This is a genomic window from Agarivorans sp. 2_MG-2023, assembly GCF_030548085.1.
In the GTDB taxonomy this organism is placed as follows: domain Bacteria; phylum Pseudomonadota; class Gammaproteobacteria; order Enterobacterales; family Celerinatantimonadaceae; genus Agarivorans.
Genome location: NZ_JAUORQ010000001.1, coordinates 162,503 through 179,097, shown reverse-complemented (window position 1 = coordinate 179,097; position 16,595 = coordinate 162,503). Strand labels below are relative to the sequence as shown.

The following is a 16,595-nucleotide window of genomic DNA, read 5'->3' as shown; positions in this document are numbered from 1 at the left end:
AGAGTAAACAGGATGAATGTTCAAGCTAAACACGCCGTTGGGTATTTATTGGTATTGGTTAGTGTACCTGCGTTACTGGCTTGCAGTAGCGCAATACCTACCCACTCAGCACTTAAGCATGAGCCCTCAAGCCAAGAGCTTGGTGAAAGAGTGATAGCCAGCGCTCGTTTAGACGCAGATGGCAAAAATAGCGGTTTAACACCTTACCAATTAGTACAAGCACAGTTTGGAAGTAACGCCGCTGAATCTCCCGATAGATTCAGCGGTGACCATCAAGGTGTAGCCCACATTGAAGAACACAGTGACCTAGAAATAGGCCCTTACTTTCGTTTTATCTTGCATCGTGATGCAGATGGTAACAAAGGCAAGTTCATTGACCGTCAACGCAACGAAATCAAAATATACGGCGGCTCGCCAGATAAACTAAAAGGCTATGAAAATAGCGTTTTCGAATACTCTTGGAAGTTTAGAGTCAGTGAGCAAATGCAAGTAACCAACAAGTTTACGCACTTATTTCAGCTAAAAGCCGTGGGGGGCGAGGATTCAATGCCAATTATTACCCTCACCGGCAATACCCGAAATGGAAAATCAGGTATAGACGTTCGTCATAGCCCTTTAGTAAAAACCAATGTGTTAGCTCGTAACGATTGGCATTTGGTACAAGGACAATGGCTAGAAGCTGTGGTAAAAGCTCAATACAGTGACCAAGGTTGGTTTAGCTTAACCCTCACTCGACTGAGCGACGGCCATCAGATTTTTAATCTTCATGAGAACAACCTTGATATGTGGCGTGGTAACACTAGCAAGCACTTTGTGCGCCCGAAATGGGGGATCTACCGCTCAACAGTCGAAGCGCACAAACTCAAGCCAGAAACGCATGTCGACTTTGCTAATTTTCAGGTAAAGCAGTTTGCTAACAAATAGCGGCTAAACGGGATTACAATCGTCAAGCTGATTGGCTGCTAATGCAAATGTGCAGCTAACAATTAAGCTAACTTGTTCAACCTGCATAAAATGCCCTTGCTTGGGCAGACGAATCACCTTGCTATGTTCCGTTGATAAATACTTCTCAGCAAAATCGGCATTTTTAGGATCAACCAAATGGTCTTCACCGCCCTGCACCAAAACGACCGGAATACTTATCGATGCTAAACGCTCAGCAGAGTTAGCTAACCCATCTTGTAAAGCGTACATATCTAAATTAGCTTGATTAAGTTTCCTCCCCATTTCAGATAGAGACAGCAAAAAATGGCCCACTCCGTTAGCGGCAAATTTGTTGTACCAGCGAGGCTCGGTGAGCTCAGCGCTTTGTCCCCCAGCCAATAATAGTAAGCCGCCTACGTCACTGGGATGTTGTTGGGCTAAAATAGGCGCTAAAGACGCTCCCCAAGAGTGGCCCACAACAATCAACGGCACATCAGGATGCTGCCGTTTTAGTTGTTGAATAAGAGGGCTTATCAATCGCGCCTGGTCAAACATACTCGCAACAGGTTGAGGAGCAGCTGTGTATTGAGATTCCCCCCAGCCTGGCCTATCGATACTGACCACTAATACCTCACTAAGCAAGCTCGGTTCGGTGATCAAATAAGCGCTATCTTGCCAAGAACCTGGCGTGCCGTGTACCCAAAGCATCACCGCTTTATTAGCCCACCCATTGCTGTGTACGCTGAGAGAAAATTCACCATCAGCTACTTGGTAATGATTAACATTAGGGTTGTTTAACAAGTTTGTTTTAATAAAGTCTTGTTGCTGCTGAATCGCCTCAGGCATTGGACTACAAGCAGTGAGAACGCCCAAAAAGAGTATGGTTAATCCGTGGCGTACGCCCATTCTACTTGGCCCTCTATACACTATTAGCTGAACATATTATTAACCCTTAATGCACTAGAAAGCCAAACGGCTACTATTATTTCATCATGAATGACCCGATTACTCGCTTGACCCCAGCAAAGCGGCTCGCGATAATCCCTGCACTTTAAAAGAATGGCCAATATCAATGAACGAATACGAAGACTCTCCCGAAGAAATTGAAGTAGAAGCACTTGAAGTCTTTGTAGAACAACAGCCCATTGAACTCTATAAAGTGCTGAAAATTGGCAACTTAGTGAACGGTGGTGGCGAAGCTAAAATGGCCATAGCCGAGGGTTACGTTGGCGTAAATGGTGAGTTAGAGCAACAAAAGCGTAAGAAGATCTATGCTGGCGACATCATTGAGTTTAATGGCCAATTTTTGTATGTCGTGTGCGATCAAGCTGTTACCGAGAAAAAAATGCCTGCGGTGATCCCCCAAGATAAAACATCAAAAGTGGCCAGTTCTAAAACCAACAATAAAGTGACCAAACAAGCCAAGAGCAAAAAGCCATCCACCAAAGCACGCCAACAGCATGCAGATACGTCAAAAAAGAATCAAAAAACCGGCCGCCATTCCATTAAGTTTTAACCGGCAACTTTCATTCTAATCAAATCAAAAGAGCAGCCAGCGGCTGCTTTTTTTAATCGCTAACTAAAATAGATAGAACCTTATTTTAGGCATAAAAAAAGCCGCTCTAGGAGCGGCTTCGTACTAAAAAGTTAAGTTACTTTTTAGCTTGTCTCTCTTTTTCTTCAGCAATTACTGACTCAGCCACGTTTTGTGGAGTAGCAGCATAGTGCGAGAATTCCATAGAGAACTGACCACGACCAGAAGTCATAGTACGTAGAGAACCAATGTAACCAAACATTTCTGCTAGTGGTACGTCAGCTTTAATACGTACACCGGTTACGCCAGCTTCTTGGTCTTTAATCATGCCACGACGACGGTTTAAGTCACCAATAACATCACCAACGTGATCTTCTGGAGAGAATACGTCAACTTTCATGATTGGCTCAAGAAGTTGAGGTCCCGCCTTAGGAACAGATTGACGGTAAGCGCCTTTAGCTGCAATTTCAAAAGCAATGGCTGATGAATCTACTGCGTGGAATGCACCATCGTACAATTCAACTTCCATATCCAATAATGGGAAGCCCGCTAGAGGACCATTTTCCATCATTGAATTGAAGCCTTTTTGTACTGCAGGCCAGAATTCTTTAGGTACGTTACCACCAACAACCGAAGAGGTGAAAGTGAAACCAGAACCTGCTTCACCAGGCTTAATACGGTAATCAATTTTACCGAACTGACCTGAACCACCAGATTGTTTCTTGTGCGTGTAGCTATCTTCAATTTCTTGAGTAATAGTTTCGCGGTAAGCAACCTGTGGTTGACCAACAACAAGATCTACGCCGTATGTACGCTTCAAGATATCAACTTTAATATCTAAGTGAAGCTCACCCATACCTTTAAGGATGGTTTCGCCTGAATCTTCGTCAGTTTCAACTTGGAAAGATGGATCTTCAGCAACCATTTTACCAATTGCGATACCCATTTTCTCTGAACCACCTTTATCTTTAGGCGCAACAGCAATCGAGATTACTGGAACAGGGAAAACCATAGGCTCTAACGTACAAGGGTCTTTAGGATCACATAATGTGTGACCAGTTTGTACGTTCTTCATGCCCACGATGGCGATAATGTCACCAGCTTGCGCACTCGTTAATTCGTTACGGTCATCAGCTTGCATCTCAACCATACGGCCGATACGTTCTGTTTTACCAGTAAACGAGTTAAGGATGGTGTCACCCTTGTTCAGTTTACCAGAGTAGATACGTACGAAGGTTAATGCACCAAAGCGGTCATCCATAATTTTGAATGCCAATGCTTTGAATGTTTCATCAGTAGAAACGATAGCTTTTTCGCCAGTTTCTTCGCCTTCTTCGTCCATAAGAGGTTGTGGGTCAACTTCTGTTGGGCTTGGTAGGTAATCAACAACAGCATCAAGTACTAATTGAATACCTTTGTTTTTAAACGCTGAACCACAGTAAGTTGGGAAGAAGTCCATAGTACGCGTACCTTTACGGATACACGCTTTAAGTTGCTCAATAGTTGGCTCTACGCCATCCATGTAAGCTTCCATTAGGTCATCATCTTGCTCAACGGCAGTTTCTACTAACATTTCACGGTATTCAGCCGCTTTTTCTACCATATCCGCAGGGATATCAGTTACTTCGTAGTTTTCTGGAAGGCCTGTGTCATCCCAGATGTACGCTTTTTCAGTTAGTAGATCAACAACACCAACGAAGTCGTCTTCGATACCGATAGGCAGAACCATTACTAACGGGTTAGCCGCTAGTACGTCTTGAGTTTGCTTAACAACACGGTAGAAGTCAGCGCCCATACGGTCTAGTTTGTTAACGAAGATAATACGTGCAACTTCTGATTCGTTCGCGTAGCGCCAGTTAGTTTCTGACTGAGGCTCAACACCACCAGAACCACAGAATACGCCAATACCGCCATCAAGCACTTTAAGTGAACGGTATACTTCAACAGTGAAGTCAACGTGTCCAGGAGTGTCAATAACGTTGAAGCGGTGGTCATCCCAGAAACAGCTTACTGCTGCAGACTGAATAGTAATACCACGCTCAGCTTCCTGTTCCATGAAGTCAGTAGTAGACTCACCGTCATGTACTTCACCAGTTTTGTGGATCTGACCAGTAAGTTTTAGGATACGCTCAGTTGTGGTAGTTTTACCTGCATCAACGTGAGCAAAAATACCAATATTTCTATATTTTGATAAATCAGCCATTGTTCAACTCTAATCAATTGTTTCAAATTCGCGGGGAGTATACCACTACTGTCGCACAAGGCGAGAGGGTGAACTGTATTTGAGCGATTTATTGCAAATTTTCTTAAAAAAAGTATCTCAAACTGCTGCAATTGGTTAATTAAAAACGCAATAACTAGCAAACTTGAGCCTAAAAAGCCTTTTTTCAATCCGTCATAACAATAATTGGGCGACTCCCCTACCCACTAAATAGCATAGTGGGCTTAAGCAGCAACGCAACGCAACTCAACATAAATGAAAGGTACAGAGAGGTATTTACTTCTTGTTTGCCATCATTGCTTTAAGGTCAGCAAAAGGATTAGAAGTAGCTTGTTCTTGTTTTAAGTCGGCTCCAGCTTCTACCGTTGAACCATATTGTGCTGCCTCGGTATATTTAGAATGCTCGTGGTCGTGGCAATACAAACACAGTAACTCCCAGTTAGTGCCATCATTGGGGTTGTTGGTATGGTCATGGTCAATGTGGTGAACCGTTAATTCACGTAAATTTGAATAGGGAAATTCACGAGCACAACGCCCACATACCCAAGGAAACAGCTTTAGCGCTTTCTCGCGGTACCCTTGTTCTAAGCTTGCATAATTATTTGGAATATTAGCCATGTTCATCTCCAGCTATTTTTGCCAAATACTATACCACTGGCGGGTCGAAAAACGCTTATTCAAAAAATAATATTTTGAATCTACACCCTAAACTCAGTAAGCGGTTTCAAAACTATCAATCATAAGCCACACTTAAATCAGTATCACTAATGGATGACGCTATGCCGAAGCCGCTTACCCAAATACTTTGTAACCGCTGTGATTGTGAAACCACCACTAAACAAGTCAATGGCTGGAGAGTATTTTTACACCATGGTTTGGCGTTACCGTTACGTAAAACCTTAGGCTGGTGTAAGCAGTGTGAACAACTGGTTAGCGCCGAAGAATTGAGAGACCTTGACCTTATCATTAAAGAAATGGGTGAATTGGTACAACAGGTTGCCGCTTACGAGGGCACCCTTAAAACTAATTATTGGCAACGCTTGTTTAACCGAAAGCTACGCCGTATGCGCCGCCGCTCGGTGGAAACATTATTAACGCTAGGAGCTGAGCTAGATGTTGCTAGGCAGCGCTCCAATAAAGCCAAATGTATAAGCTGTGGCTCGCTAGAGGTTTCAGTGATTAACTCGTCACTCAACCTCATCGAACAGTTTTGGCAACAACATGAACCACATAGCATTGCTACCGGTTTAACTCATCCCAATTGTGGCGGCGAGTTCATTGCTCGCCCCGCATCCACAACAGTAAACAACCAAGCTATTCCTCAGCAAGCGGAGAATCAACAAGATTCGAAAGGCTTGATAAATCCCTCCTCACTCGATGATAAGAACCAGCAAAATGTGGCTTAATAAAGCCAAGGCTTTGCTCATTTGCAAAGCCTCACCTTTTATATGGCTATGTTATACCTAACAAGATAGCAATTGATTCACTTGCTTAGCCCGTTCATACCAACTCTCAGACCGTACGCTCATCCGCTGGAATGAGGTTCTGCGATGCTGCAAGGCTTGTGGTGTATTCAAACTATCTTCTAGAGCTTGTACCATTTGATAAGCTTCTTTCACTTGAGTCACCATTCCGGCATAAGGTTTTAGAGCCGGAAATGGCGTACTCACCACCGGCCTACCCGCAGCGAGGTATTCGCGTAACTTAAGTGGGTCGCACGACGTAATTTGCTTACAGGCTTTAAACGGCAGCCAAGAGACCTGCCAATGTTGCACGTAACGCGGTAACTCGTTGTGCGCTATCGCTGGGATGATTTCGATGTTACTCAGCCCTTTAAATGCAGATATATCAGTTTGAACATCGCCAATAAATACAAAGCGCCATTCTGGCAGTGCTTTCGCTACTTTTACGATTAGCGGAATGTCTAACCAAGCAGCGATACTGCCGTAAAATCCGGCTACTGGCCCACCTTCCAACAATGAAGGCGCAGGACTTGATGGGTGTACAAACAAATTATAATCAACGCCATGAGGTAGTACTCGAGTTTTCGCTGCTACCGCAGCTTGTTTGCTAAATTTACGCAACAGCATATCGCTAGCCACTAGTACATGATCAACTTTATTCACCAGCTCTCGTTCGCAACGGGTCACGTGCTGATGGTCAACTCCCGCTAAAGCATTAAAGTCATCGCCACAATAATAAATCACTTGGCGCTCGTTAAGGTGCCCCAGCATATCTACTGCAGTCGGCAGCGCTATCCAAAGATCGGGGTTACTAATGCCCAACTGTTGAGCTTGTTTGTTAACCTGCATTTTCAAAATACAGCGATTTAACCAACGAAAAAAACGACTACGAGGTGCAGGAAATGCAATCGGAGATAACACATGAATGCTACTTGGTTTAATTGAAGATTTAACTGAAGACTCCCTCGACGGTTCCTTTTCTCCAGATGCGTTTTTAGTTGTCCTTAACATCGACTTAGCTTTTTCTATAACCCGCTTTGCATCTCGAAAACTTAAACGCGGACGACGTAAGCCAATAGAATTAACCCAAAGAATACGATGGTTTTTAGCCAATTCGGTAATTACATGTTGGCTACTACTAGGGTGACGTTGCCAATCTTCACCAAATACAATGAGATCGCGTTTCATATCACTTCTCCTCAATGGCTTTTATTACTTTGGCAGGAACGCCAGCAGCCATAACACCACTTGGCAGGCTTTTAGTTACTACACTGCCCGCCGCTACAACGGTTCCCTTGCCGATAGTGACCCCGGCCATAATAGACACCCCGGTAGCCAGCCAAACATCATCTTCCAATATTACATCCCCTACCTGCTCGTCTTTCTCAGGTAATCCGGCCGCTCGCTGCTCGGCGTTTAATGGATGGCCCGGATAACCCGCAATAAAGCAGCGTCCGGCAATACGCACATTATTCCCAATAGTTACTTTGCTACCCACTGCGATAGTTGTTTGCCAACCCACATCAACATTATTGCCAATGTGCAATACCGCTTGCTGCGTAGCACTGCAGCGACCACTAAATGTGGTTGCGCCCGAAACACGGCAATCGTTGCCTAAGTGAATAACCAAGCCTTCTCCGAGCAACGGCATTCCACCATATAAGTAGAGGCGTTTAGACGGCCCCAGAGTTTTGCTTCTAAATAGCGGAGTCCACCATAAGATCCTCAGCGTACTTTGCATCACGCCACTCAGCAGTTTGTGTAAACGATACAAGCCGCTAAACAACACGGGGATTTTAGGTAATTGAAAAAGCCGTAGGTTTTTTAAGAATGAAAACACTGCTTTCGCTAACGGCGATTCGCTACGTTTTAACCATAACTTGGTATTGTGCAAAAAAAGGCTGCTCATCCGCTTTTCCTCTATTCATCATATTGTTGCTATTGAATAGGTACTAGCAGCATCCGTGCCAGCAAACAAATAAACTATAAAACAATCACTTATAGCCTTTCGAAAAGTGGTTTTGCAAAATGAAAATCAGCGACTAACGGCTAAGTTAAGGTCGTAATAAGGGCTAAATGACCAAGCTTTATCTACCAAATGCATTACGCGCAGAACGAGCTTTAGCTAAAACGAGAAGGGGGAAGAAACGTGTAAGCACTAACAGCGCTTACACAAAGATAAAAAGAAGACACAAGCAAAACACAAAGCACTTAAAATCTGACTAAGCGCTCATTGGTGCAGCCTTAAATAAAATCACTGGTTAGCTACGGTGCCCAAGGCAGTATTGGATACATCGTAGCTAGGCTTTATGATCCAAACAGACCATACCAACAGCCACAATAACGCCAAAGCGGGCAGAATGTGTAACCAGATGCTGTTGTTTAACAGGGCCAATGCAGGCAACACTGATAAAGGAGGAATAAAAGCACTTAGCAAAGTCGATACGCGATAGCGCAAAGGTTGTAGAACCAAACTAATGGTGGTGAACAATACAAAGCGCAAGGCAAATACAATGTTCGAGGCAACAATTAAACCCCACACTCCCCAAGTAGGAATCAAGCTGTAATAAAGCACAACCGCCAATAGTGCAGAAGCAATATTAATTCTCGGTAACCAAACTGGGCTATTAGGTAAATAACAGCCAATGTCGGTAACCGCTGTCGCTAATTTAAAGCCTAGCGCTAGTAGCATTAATGGCAACCAATCAATACCGCCCAAATAAGCTAACGGCAGCACTTGTTTAATCAGTAAGGGGGCAAATAGCGCAGCGCTTAATAGCAATAACATAATCACCAACAGTAAACGCTGATGAGTTAAGGCCACTTCTGCTTGGCCATTGGCTTGCTGCAATACCGCAAATCTGCGCGGTAACCACCAGCTTTCTAACACGCCAAATGCCATCGCGGTTGCTTCTACCACTTTAATCATAATGGCATATTGCGCCAGCGTTTCTGCCCCCAACCATTCAGCTAATAACAGTCGGTCAAGACCGTGCATAACAAACAAGGCTAACGATGCTCCAATTAAACAGCGTTGGTAACTCATGGTTAATTTAGCCAAAGCCCAATCAAGTTTAAGCTTGAGTTGTTGCCGACAAAACCAAATACCTAAACTTAGTCCAACGGCATTTGCCGCAACGCTGGCTACGATAACGGCGTCCATAGCCCAGCCTTGTTGCAGCCCCCACAAAGTAAGCCCTACTTGAGTAAGGCATTGGCAAACGACCAAATAGAAGTAACAATCGGCTCGGCGCTCAATTCGCAACCACATCATTAAAGGCTGCAGGGCAATCGAAAAGGCAATCACCGCAGCTACCCCAGCAAACTGCCAAAAGTGTAAAGCCGAGAACAAATCAAAAGGCAGCGTTGCCAAGCTAACAGCGGCTAAAACAGCCAGCGATAAACCATAAGTGAGGCTAAGTAATAATGAAGATGAAATTAGGTTACTTTTTGCCGCTGCCGTTTTGCATTCTGGATAAAATCGCGGCAAGGCACCTGCGCTAATTTCTAGTAATGAACACAGAGAGAACACCACAACTAAGCTTTCTAACAAGCCGTATTCATGCAAGCTTAGGTAACGCGTAGTAACAGGCAGCATCATCAGCCCCATGCCTTTTTGCAACACCATTAGTAGCCCATACACACCCATTTCTTGCAGCGATTGGCGAGCGTTGCGCATCTTATTCCACAGCATAATTGGCTCTCCCCGCTCGAAGGCGAATTAGCCATAAGGCCCATTCGCGATGCTGCCACTTGTTAAAGCTGCTCACAAAATAGTTGTCTTTAACCAGGTCGATGCTTTGAGCTAATTGATACTTCTCGATTAAATGTTGAGTGAATCGCCAATAGCACAGTAAATCAAACCAACTCACCTGGGTACGTAACTGCAAATAGGCATGTCGACAAAGCATTTCTAAGCATAATGGCGCTGCACTTGGTAATAACTCGCTTTGTTCCATGCGTTGCATAAAGTCGCCAATTGAGCACATACGCGCATACAAACGGCTTTTGTCAGCCCCCGGTTTGCGGCAAATACCGTTGGCGTTATGGCGATAAAAATAGTACGGGTTTTCAATATGCAATATTGTTTGGGCGTATAGCTCCGCCATATAAGAGAAGATTTCATCTTCAAATAATTCCCCTGCGGGGAAACAAATTTGGTGTTGATGAATAAAACTACGACGAAACAACTTGTTACATACCGAAGTATTCTCACTTATGTTGCTATGTGCGTATTGCTCTATTCCTTGAGCAGAGAACTTGCTAAACCCACAACTCACCCAATCAGCATTGTTAGCAACCGCTTGGTTAAACAAATGGCTATACATTTGCTTATCAACATAATCGTCGCTATCCACAAAACCAAGGTACTGCCCTTTGGCGTGACTCATTCCAATATTGCGAGCCTGAGCCAATCCTACGTTGGTAGTAAGGTTGACTATTCGCATCGCCAAGTTTGATTGCTCGGCAAACTGTTTAGCTAGCTGATAAGCATTGTCTGGCGAAGCATCAATCACCACAATCACTTCAATCGACGATAAGCTTTGTTCGGCTAGGCTTTCTAGGCATTGCAACAGATACTGTTCGGTATTAAACACTGGCACCACAATTGAAACACTAGGCGAACGATTAAGAATCACACTCATTACTTGGCTCCCTGTGCAGTGAGGTTGGCAAGATCAATATTGTTTAAGAATTTTTGCTTTGCTTGACGAGCCTTCACAAAATAGCTGAGCAAAATGATGCGGGGAGCAGAGCCTCTAAATTTAAGGTAGCGACTCACCTTGTAGTCCTGCGAGCAATCACCTGCACGCTCTAGTAGTTGATACTTAATCACTAAATGATCAACAAAACTAAAGAAGCCGACCAAATCAATCGCAGAAATATGATAGTAAAGCGCGCTTAAAGCGTGATTAGCTAAACACTGCAATAACTCTTCAGCGTGAGCATCAATCGCACCTCGGCGTTCCATGTCAGCTAAAAAACGCGCCAGCATTAATTGCTTGTCGTAAAGGTTAAATCGGCCATGATTGTCACCCCTACATAGTCCTTCGGGGCTCATACGGTAGTTGTAAAGAACCTGGTTCACCTCTGCGAGATTATCGGTGGCGAAACGCGCCGTGTAAGCAAAAGGTTCATCTTCAAAAATCACATTGCTGTAAAAATTAATTTGCTTAGACAGCAGGTACACTCGGCGAAATAGCTTATTGGTAACAAAGGTATCGTCGTAATATTCTTTAGTAGGAAGGTTGTGATACTCAACACTAGAGTCATGTGTTTCAAATGAGCGCATTTGGCAACTCACTACGTCAGCGTTGCTATTTAGCGCTTCGGAAAACATCAGTTCAAACATGTTGGCTTCAACGTAGTCATCACTATCAACAAAACCAATGTACTCACCTTGAGCTGATTGCATAGCGATATTGCGAGCCATTGATACACCGACATTTTTCTCTAAAACAATTTTTCTAAAACGCTCCGGGTAGTTTAAGCAATACTCTCCCGCAATAGCGGCACAGCTATCAGGAGAAGCATCTATCACTACTATTACTTCTACGTTTTCTAAGGTTTGTTTGGCTAGCGAATCTAAGCAGCTAGCTAGGTATTGTTCAGATTTATATACCGGAACGATTATCGACACATTAAACATGGGATAGCCCTCATTGTTATGATGCTGCCGATAATGGTTAAATCTCATAAAGCAGCGCCTATAACAGCAATACAGCAAGAGCTAGACCACTAATTTAAAGTTTAATAATTTCAGTAAGATAAGGAAGGAAACAGCAAATAACACTTATGCTAAATGGCGGATTTTGCATTCTGCAATGGTTGACGAAGTAGCTGAGCAATAGCCACCACTAAGGCGGTAAAAATATACACTGGCCAAGTAAACCCTTGAGTTAAAAAGGTGCCAGATACAATGGTGCCAAGTAAGCCAGCAAACACGCCTTCTGCGCATGCAAGCAAACCTAGATTAACATTGGCTTGCTGTTTGGCTAACAAATGCAGATTCCCATGAGCCAAGCGACACACTTTAAACACTAAGATACAGAAGACCGTAAATCCTAAAAAACCTGTTTCAGCCAATACCCCAAACCACGTGCTATGAACGGCATGGTTTTTTCCATCCCAATGCGATGAAAAGAAATAGTAATTGGCGTAAAAGTTATCTAAACCAACCCCGGTTAAGGGGTTATACAGAGCCATTTTAAATGCCGCTTGCCAGGCATAAATACGCCCCATTGAAGATTCGTCAATACCGCTTTCGCCGGCACCACCCGAGCTGCGCTCTGACACCCCGGCTAGCACAAACAAAATGGGTAGAGCTAAGGCACCAATACTGATTAATAGGGTTTTGTTTTCAACCCGTCGCCAAGCCAATACCGCGCTAATAGTAGCAATGCCGAGCAATCCGCCGCGACTCTGAGTGGCTAACATAGCCGCGATAATCGCAATGGTACTGCAAACGGCTAACAGCCGAATAAACCAAGATCCTCGCTGCAAACTAAATGCTAAGGCAAAACCTAAAGGAAACAATAAGGTTAAGGCTAAGTCGTTAGGATCTCCCAGTACCGATCCCATAGAACGACCAATAGTAACGCGAGTCCCCTCTACCATCTCCCTGCCAGCAGCAGCATTTTGCAAGGCCACAATGGCAATCATTAAACCGCAGATAAAAAAGGCGATTGCAGCTTTACTAAAGTCTTCCGGCTTACGCATTAACCATGCAATAGCTACCGTCATTAAACCAATTTTACTAAATACACCATTAAAGTAGGCCATGGCTACGGGTCTGCTACTTGCAAAAATAACCCCAATCGCACACAAAATAAAAAAAGCCATTAACCAGCTTAACTCTCTACTCCAGAAGATTTGCAATTTGCGAGAGATAAACAAATGCCAAGCTAAACAGGCTAGCGAACCTAGCGCCAAAAGCTGCGGTATTCGTAATACATACAGTGCGGGAAAAGCCTCGTGAATACGAAAAAATGAGAAGCAAACAAAGCCTAACACAACCCAAAAAGGTAGCTTAAATACCACCACAACACACAAAGGAATAATCCCTAAAGCTATGGGAATCAGTACATTAGGTAACTTAAGCCACACTAAGCTAATTAAGGCTACCGCTAACAAAGCGCTCACTACTGCTAAGTAACTACGGGGAATGCTTGAGTGTTGCTTAAGGCTTAAATTCATCTTTCTATCTCTCTGGCATAAGTCGTGCTTATGTAGCTACATAAGCAACCTCAATGCCAAGGACACCAATATGTCGAAGCCCACTAAGCCAAACCCCGTTTGTAGTGTGATAATTCCTAGCTACAACTGCTTAAACTATTTAAAGCAAGCTTTAGCGAGCGTAGAGCAACAACGCGTAGACAACGTAGAGATCATTGTTGTCGACGACAATTCCAGTGACGGAACCTGGCAATGGCTAGAGCAGTATCAACACAGCCACCCTCACCTACGCAGTATAAAATTAAGCGGAAACGGGCCAGCCTATGCGCGAAACATTGCAATTAAACAAGCCAATGCCCCACTCATCGCTTTTTTAGATGCCGACGATATTTGGCTGGAAGGTAAATTACAGCGCCAAATTGACTACCATCAACAACACCCCGAACTTAGCTTTAGCTTTACCGACTATCGCCACGTAAGCGAACAAGGCGAAGACCGCGGAACCTGCTTTGAGTTTTGGCCCAGCTACCGCCACCTTAGCCAACAAAAAAAATCATACCAATTCCAAACTAATGCAGCAGCTAAGTTATTTGCTGAAAACGTAGTGGGCACATCAACCGTGCTAGCGTCTAGAGAGGCCTTGTTATCATGTTTCAGTTTTGACGAACACCTACCGTCTGCAGAAGACTGGGATCTTTGGTTAAAACTCGCCTTAACCGGGCCGGTGGCTGTGGGTAGCTATTGTGACTGCGAATATCTAATGCGCGATGGTTCTGAAAGCAGCAAAAGTCAGCAGAGACTTAACGCAATGCATATTATTTATCAGCGCTATGCTAGCCGCATCAGCGGCCAATCCACTGCCGCTCTCACCCAAGCGAAAGCCAGAATAGCCACTGCTGAAGCAGAGTTATTCAATGAGAGGAAACAACGAATGTCAGCGATGATGATGAGACTAAAAGCCTTAAGTTTATCGCCAGATAAACGCCGCTTCATCGAAACTTTGGCAGATGCTCGCAACTTACTCCTATTAAAATGAAGCATGCATGGCTCGCTTTACTTTTTAAGTAAAGACTAAAAAGTAAAGCGAATTACGAAATATCGTTTATTAAAACCCGCCACTATAAAATATTAGCATCGGCCAAACCGCTCAAACCCATGTTTAATAACAACAAAAAGTAAAATACGCCTCTCCTAAAGAAAAGACTAATACTTCACCTTTATTTTATTTCACAAATTTGAATCTTTAACCTAACATTTAATTGTAAGTTAACTCATTACTTACACTGCGTGATGGATCATTGCAGTATCGTTAATGAACGCATTGGCCTTTCAATCTACTTAACGGTTTTACCTCTTGGTAGTTACGCAAAAGAGGTCTTTGAAAAAGGGATAACTATGAAAGTATTAAGTTTATTTTTAGCGCTTGCCTTTGCAGCGGGCTCTGCTCAAGCAGTCGGTATTTACGTTTTCAATCAAGATTTCGATTGTACTAAGGTACTTAAAAGCGAGCAGTCTCGTGGCCCTATCACAAAAGCGGTGATAGATGATTGCAAGATGAAAATGAAAAACTAGCGTCGAGCATAAACAAAAAAGCAGTGATAAACTCACTGCTTTTTTACATGCTCTAAGCCACTATAAGGCAACACTCTTCAGCTCAACCGTCTGCTACGCCTCACTTAAACATTGGTAAATATTTTCAAAATGCGGCAGTACCGCTTGCGCAGAATAATGCTGCTCTACCGTTTTGCTGGCTTGAATGGCTACACGCTGCCTTAGTGCTGCATTCTCAGACCACTCAACAATAGAAGAGGTCCACTGCTGTAAATCAAACCCCGATAACAAAAAGCCATTTTTATGATCTGAAATTAGCTTAGGCAATGCGCCAACATCACTCGCTATTACCGGAATACCTCGCCCCATCGCTTCAAGTGCCGCTAAGGGCAATCCCTCGTTTCGCGAAGGCATACACAACAAATCAATCTCTTGCCAACAGGCGTCCATACAATTTTGCTTTCCACGACATTGTAAGTTTTCCAGTAAAGCATATGATTTACTGGGCTTAAGCTCACCTTCGCCAAACACAACAAAGTTAAACTGCGGTAAGGCTTTCGCTAACTGGTAGAAACGATCAGGCCCCTTAACGTGGGTTAAACGACCAACAAATCCTATGGTGGGTTTATCTTGGCTATCAATTGCAGGCACCTGGGTTGGCACTTCAACAAAGTTATTGATGATCTCTGAGCTAGCCGCTAAACGGTTCGCAATATCTTCACTTATTGCGATTCTTACATGAGACAAGCCCGCAGAGTAGCGATCGATACAGTCATACCAGGCTAAACGCCCTTTGCTCACCTCGCCAGCATGAAAGCTAGAGACTAATTTAATGGGTTTGAGGAGTCGTAACATACGACTGATTAAACCAGCTTTATAGCCATGGCTATGTATCACACTAGGTAACAAATCGTTCACCGCATGCAATAAGCTGCCAACGCTGCCATCTAAAATCAGCCAAGGTACTTTTTGCTGATTTAGCTGCTGCAACATCGGGTGTGTTTGGGTGTAATCTCGCCAAAACACCACCGACACCTTATGACCTCGCTGGTGTAGCGCAATAGCTAAATTAGCCACATGAGACTCAATGCCTCCCACTGTTTGGCTGTCGATAAACAGCCAAACAGCATCCTGTCGAGGCTTAGTGATGCTGGTGATATAGGCTTGCATAGTGGTCACCTATTAAAAGCTAAACGTAGGTGTAGCAGCACTAAGCTCATCAATACTTAGCTCTTGATGAATACGCGTTACATTGCCCGAAGATAGCTGCCACACTTCGGCAACTAAGGTTGAAGCATGTGCAGGCAAAGTAAAGTTGATTGCCATTTGTGCTTGGCTAATTTGACCACGCCATACACAAGAGCTGTATTCAACACTGTTACTAGCAAGATCCTTCCATTGAGTGCAAATGTTTAAGTAAGCACGCTCACTTTCTTGATAGGGGTAAGAGACATTTACCGCCATGTCTTGCTGGTTACTAAACGTAAAACTTTCTGCTACTTGTACTTCTTCTAAGCTGGTTGCCACTGGCTCTGGGCTTGGTTCTGGCGTAGTAGGCTCGGTTGGCGTTGTTGTTACCGGCTCAGGGCTAGGCTCGGGGGTATCAACAACTGTCGCGCTCTCTCCACCCCCACCTCCGCCGCCACAAGCCACCAATACGCTAACGCTTAACACCAATAGGCTACTGTTTACACACTGTTTTAGCTTAATTAACTGAGTCATCATC

The 16,595-nt window shown here is 43.9% G+C and carries 16 protein-coding genes; 5 read left to right on the top strand and 11 right to left on the bottom strand.

What is annotated here, in order from left to right:
• The first annotated feature begins 12 nt into the window (after positions 1–12).
• Positions 13–924 (top strand): heparin lyase I family protein, encoded by a 912-nt coding sequence (locus tag Q4549_RS00805; RefSeq protein ID WP_303553034.1) that lies wholly within the window; start codon positions 13–15, stop codon positions 922–924.
• A gap of 3 nt (positions 925–927) precedes the next feature.
• On the opposite strand, the gene Q4549_RS00800 is transcribed toward Q4549_RS00805, so the two are convergent.
• Entirely contained in the window at positions 928–1,830 is a 903-nt protein-coding gene (locus tag Q4549_RS00800; protein WP_303553033.1) for an alpha/beta fold hydrolase, read from the bottom strand.
• Between the two features lie 166 nt (positions 1,831–1,996).
• On the opposite strand from Q4549_RS00800, the gene Q4549_RS00795 reads away from it, so the two are divergent.
• Complete coding sequence (locus Q4549_RS00795; RefSeq protein WP_303553032.1) at positions 1,997–2,440, top strand: RNA-binding S4 domain-containing protein; 444 nt, start codon at positions 1,997–1,999, stop codon at positions 2,438–2,440.
• Between the two features lie 136 nt (positions 2,441–2,576).
• Here Q4549_RS00795 and fusA read toward each other — a convergent pair whose 3' ends face one another.
• Both fusA and Q4549_RS00785 read right to left on the bottom strand, forming a co-directional pair.
• Positions 2,577–4,661: an elongation factor G gene (gene fusA, locus Q4549_RS00790; RefSeq protein ID WP_303508248.1), complete on the bottom strand. Its 2,085-nt coding sequence runs from the start codon at positions 4,659–4,661 to the stop codon at positions 2,577–2,579.
• Positions 4,662–4,955: 294 nt separating this feature from the next.
• Positions 4,956–5,297, bottom strand: a complete 342-nt coding sequence (locus tag Q4549_RS00785; RefSeq protein ID WP_137673096.1) for a YajD family HNH nuclease — start codon at positions 5,295–5,297, stop codon at positions 4,956–4,958.
• 161 nt (positions 5,298–5,458) lie between these two features.
• On the opposite strand from Q4549_RS00785, the gene Q4549_RS00780 reads away from it, so the two are divergent.
• Positions 5,459–6,085 carry a hypothetical protein gene (locus tag Q4549_RS00780; RefSeq protein ID WP_303553031.1) on the top strand — a complete coding sequence of 209 codons (627 nt, stop codon included), beginning with the start codon at positions 5,459–5,461 and terminating at the stop codon, positions 6,083–6,085.
• A gap of 57 nt (positions 6,086–6,142) precedes the next feature.
• Here Q4549_RS00780 and Q4549_RS00775 read toward each other — a convergent pair whose 3' ends face one another.
• From Q4549_RS00775 to Q4549_RS00750, 6 genes are all read right to left on the bottom strand, one after another.
• Complete coding sequence (locus tag Q4549_RS00775) at positions 6,143–7,330, bottom strand: glycosyltransferase (protein ID WP_303553030.1); 1,188 nt, start codon at positions 7,328–7,330, stop codon at positions 6,143–6,145.
• A gap of 1 nt (position 7,331) precedes the next feature.
• Complete coding sequence (locus Q4549_RS00770; protein WP_303553029.1) at positions 7,332–8,051, bottom strand: acyltransferase; 720 nt, start codon at positions 8,049–8,051, stop codon at positions 7,332–7,334.
• Between the two features lie 345 nt (positions 8,052–8,396).
• Positions 8,397–9,836, bottom strand: a complete 1,440-nt coding sequence (locus Q4549_RS00765; RefSeq protein WP_303553028.1) for a lipopolysaccharide biosynthesis protein — start codon at positions 9,834–9,836, stop codon at positions 8,397–8,399.
• Positions 9,823–10,788 carry a glycosyltransferase family 2 protein gene (locus tag Q4549_RS00760; RefSeq protein WP_303553027.1) on the bottom strand — a complete coding sequence of 322 codons (966 nt, stop codon included), beginning with the start codon at positions 10,786–10,788 and terminating at the stop codon, positions 9,823–9,825. The genes Q4549_RS00765 and Q4549_RS00760 overlap by 14 nt, the downstream gene beginning before the upstream one ends.
• A complete protein-coding gene (locus Q4549_RS00755) occupies positions 10,788–11,840 on the bottom strand; it encodes a glycosyltransferase family 2 protein (protein WP_303553026.1) in 1,053 nt (350 codons plus the stop codon). Before Q4549_RS00755 ends, Q4549_RS00760 begins: the two co-directional genes overlap by 1 nt.
• A 101-nt stretch (positions 11,841–11,941) precedes the next feature.
• Positions 11,942–13,339 (bottom strand): O-antigen ligase family protein, encoded by a 1,398-nt coding sequence (locus Q4549_RS00750; RefSeq protein WP_303553025.1) that lies wholly within the window; start codon positions 13,337–13,339, stop codon positions 11,942–11,944.
• Between the two features lie 70 nt (positions 13,340–13,409).
• Here Q4549_RS00750 and Q4549_RS00745 point away from each other — a divergent pair, with 70 nt between their 5' ends.
• Both Q4549_RS00745 and Q4549_RS00740 read left to right on the top strand, forming a co-directional pair.
• The gene (locus Q4549_RS00745; RefSeq protein ID WP_303553024.1) at positions 13,410–14,354 is read left to right on the top strand and encodes a glycosyltransferase family 2 protein; all 945 of its coding nucleotides are present in this window, start codon (positions 13,410–13,412) and stop codon (positions 14,352–14,354) included.
• A 359-nt stretch (positions 14,355–14,713) separates the two neighbouring features.
• Positions 14,714–14,890: a hypothetical protein gene (locus tag Q4549_RS00740; protein WP_154675871.1), complete on the top strand. Its 177-nt coding sequence runs from the start codon at positions 14,714–14,716 to the stop codon at positions 14,888–14,890.
• A gap of 93 nt (positions 14,891–14,983) precedes the next feature.
• Here Q4549_RS00740 and Q4549_RS00735 read toward each other — a convergent pair whose 3' ends face one another.
• Together Q4549_RS00735 and Q4549_RS00730 are read right to left on the bottom strand one after the other, a co-directional pair.
• On the bottom strand, positions 14,984–16,039 hold the full coding sequence (locus Q4549_RS00735; RefSeq protein ID WP_303553023.1) for a glycosyltransferase family 4 protein: 1,056 nt from the start codon (positions 16,037–16,039) through the stop codon (positions 14,984–14,986).
• Between the two features lie 12 nt (positions 16,040–16,051).
• Positions 16,052–16,594, bottom strand: a complete 543-nt coding sequence (locus Q4549_RS00730; RefSeq protein ID WP_303553022.1) for a hypothetical protein — start codon at positions 16,592–16,594, stop codon at positions 16,052–16,054.
• Position 16,595 lies beyond the last annotated feature (1 nt).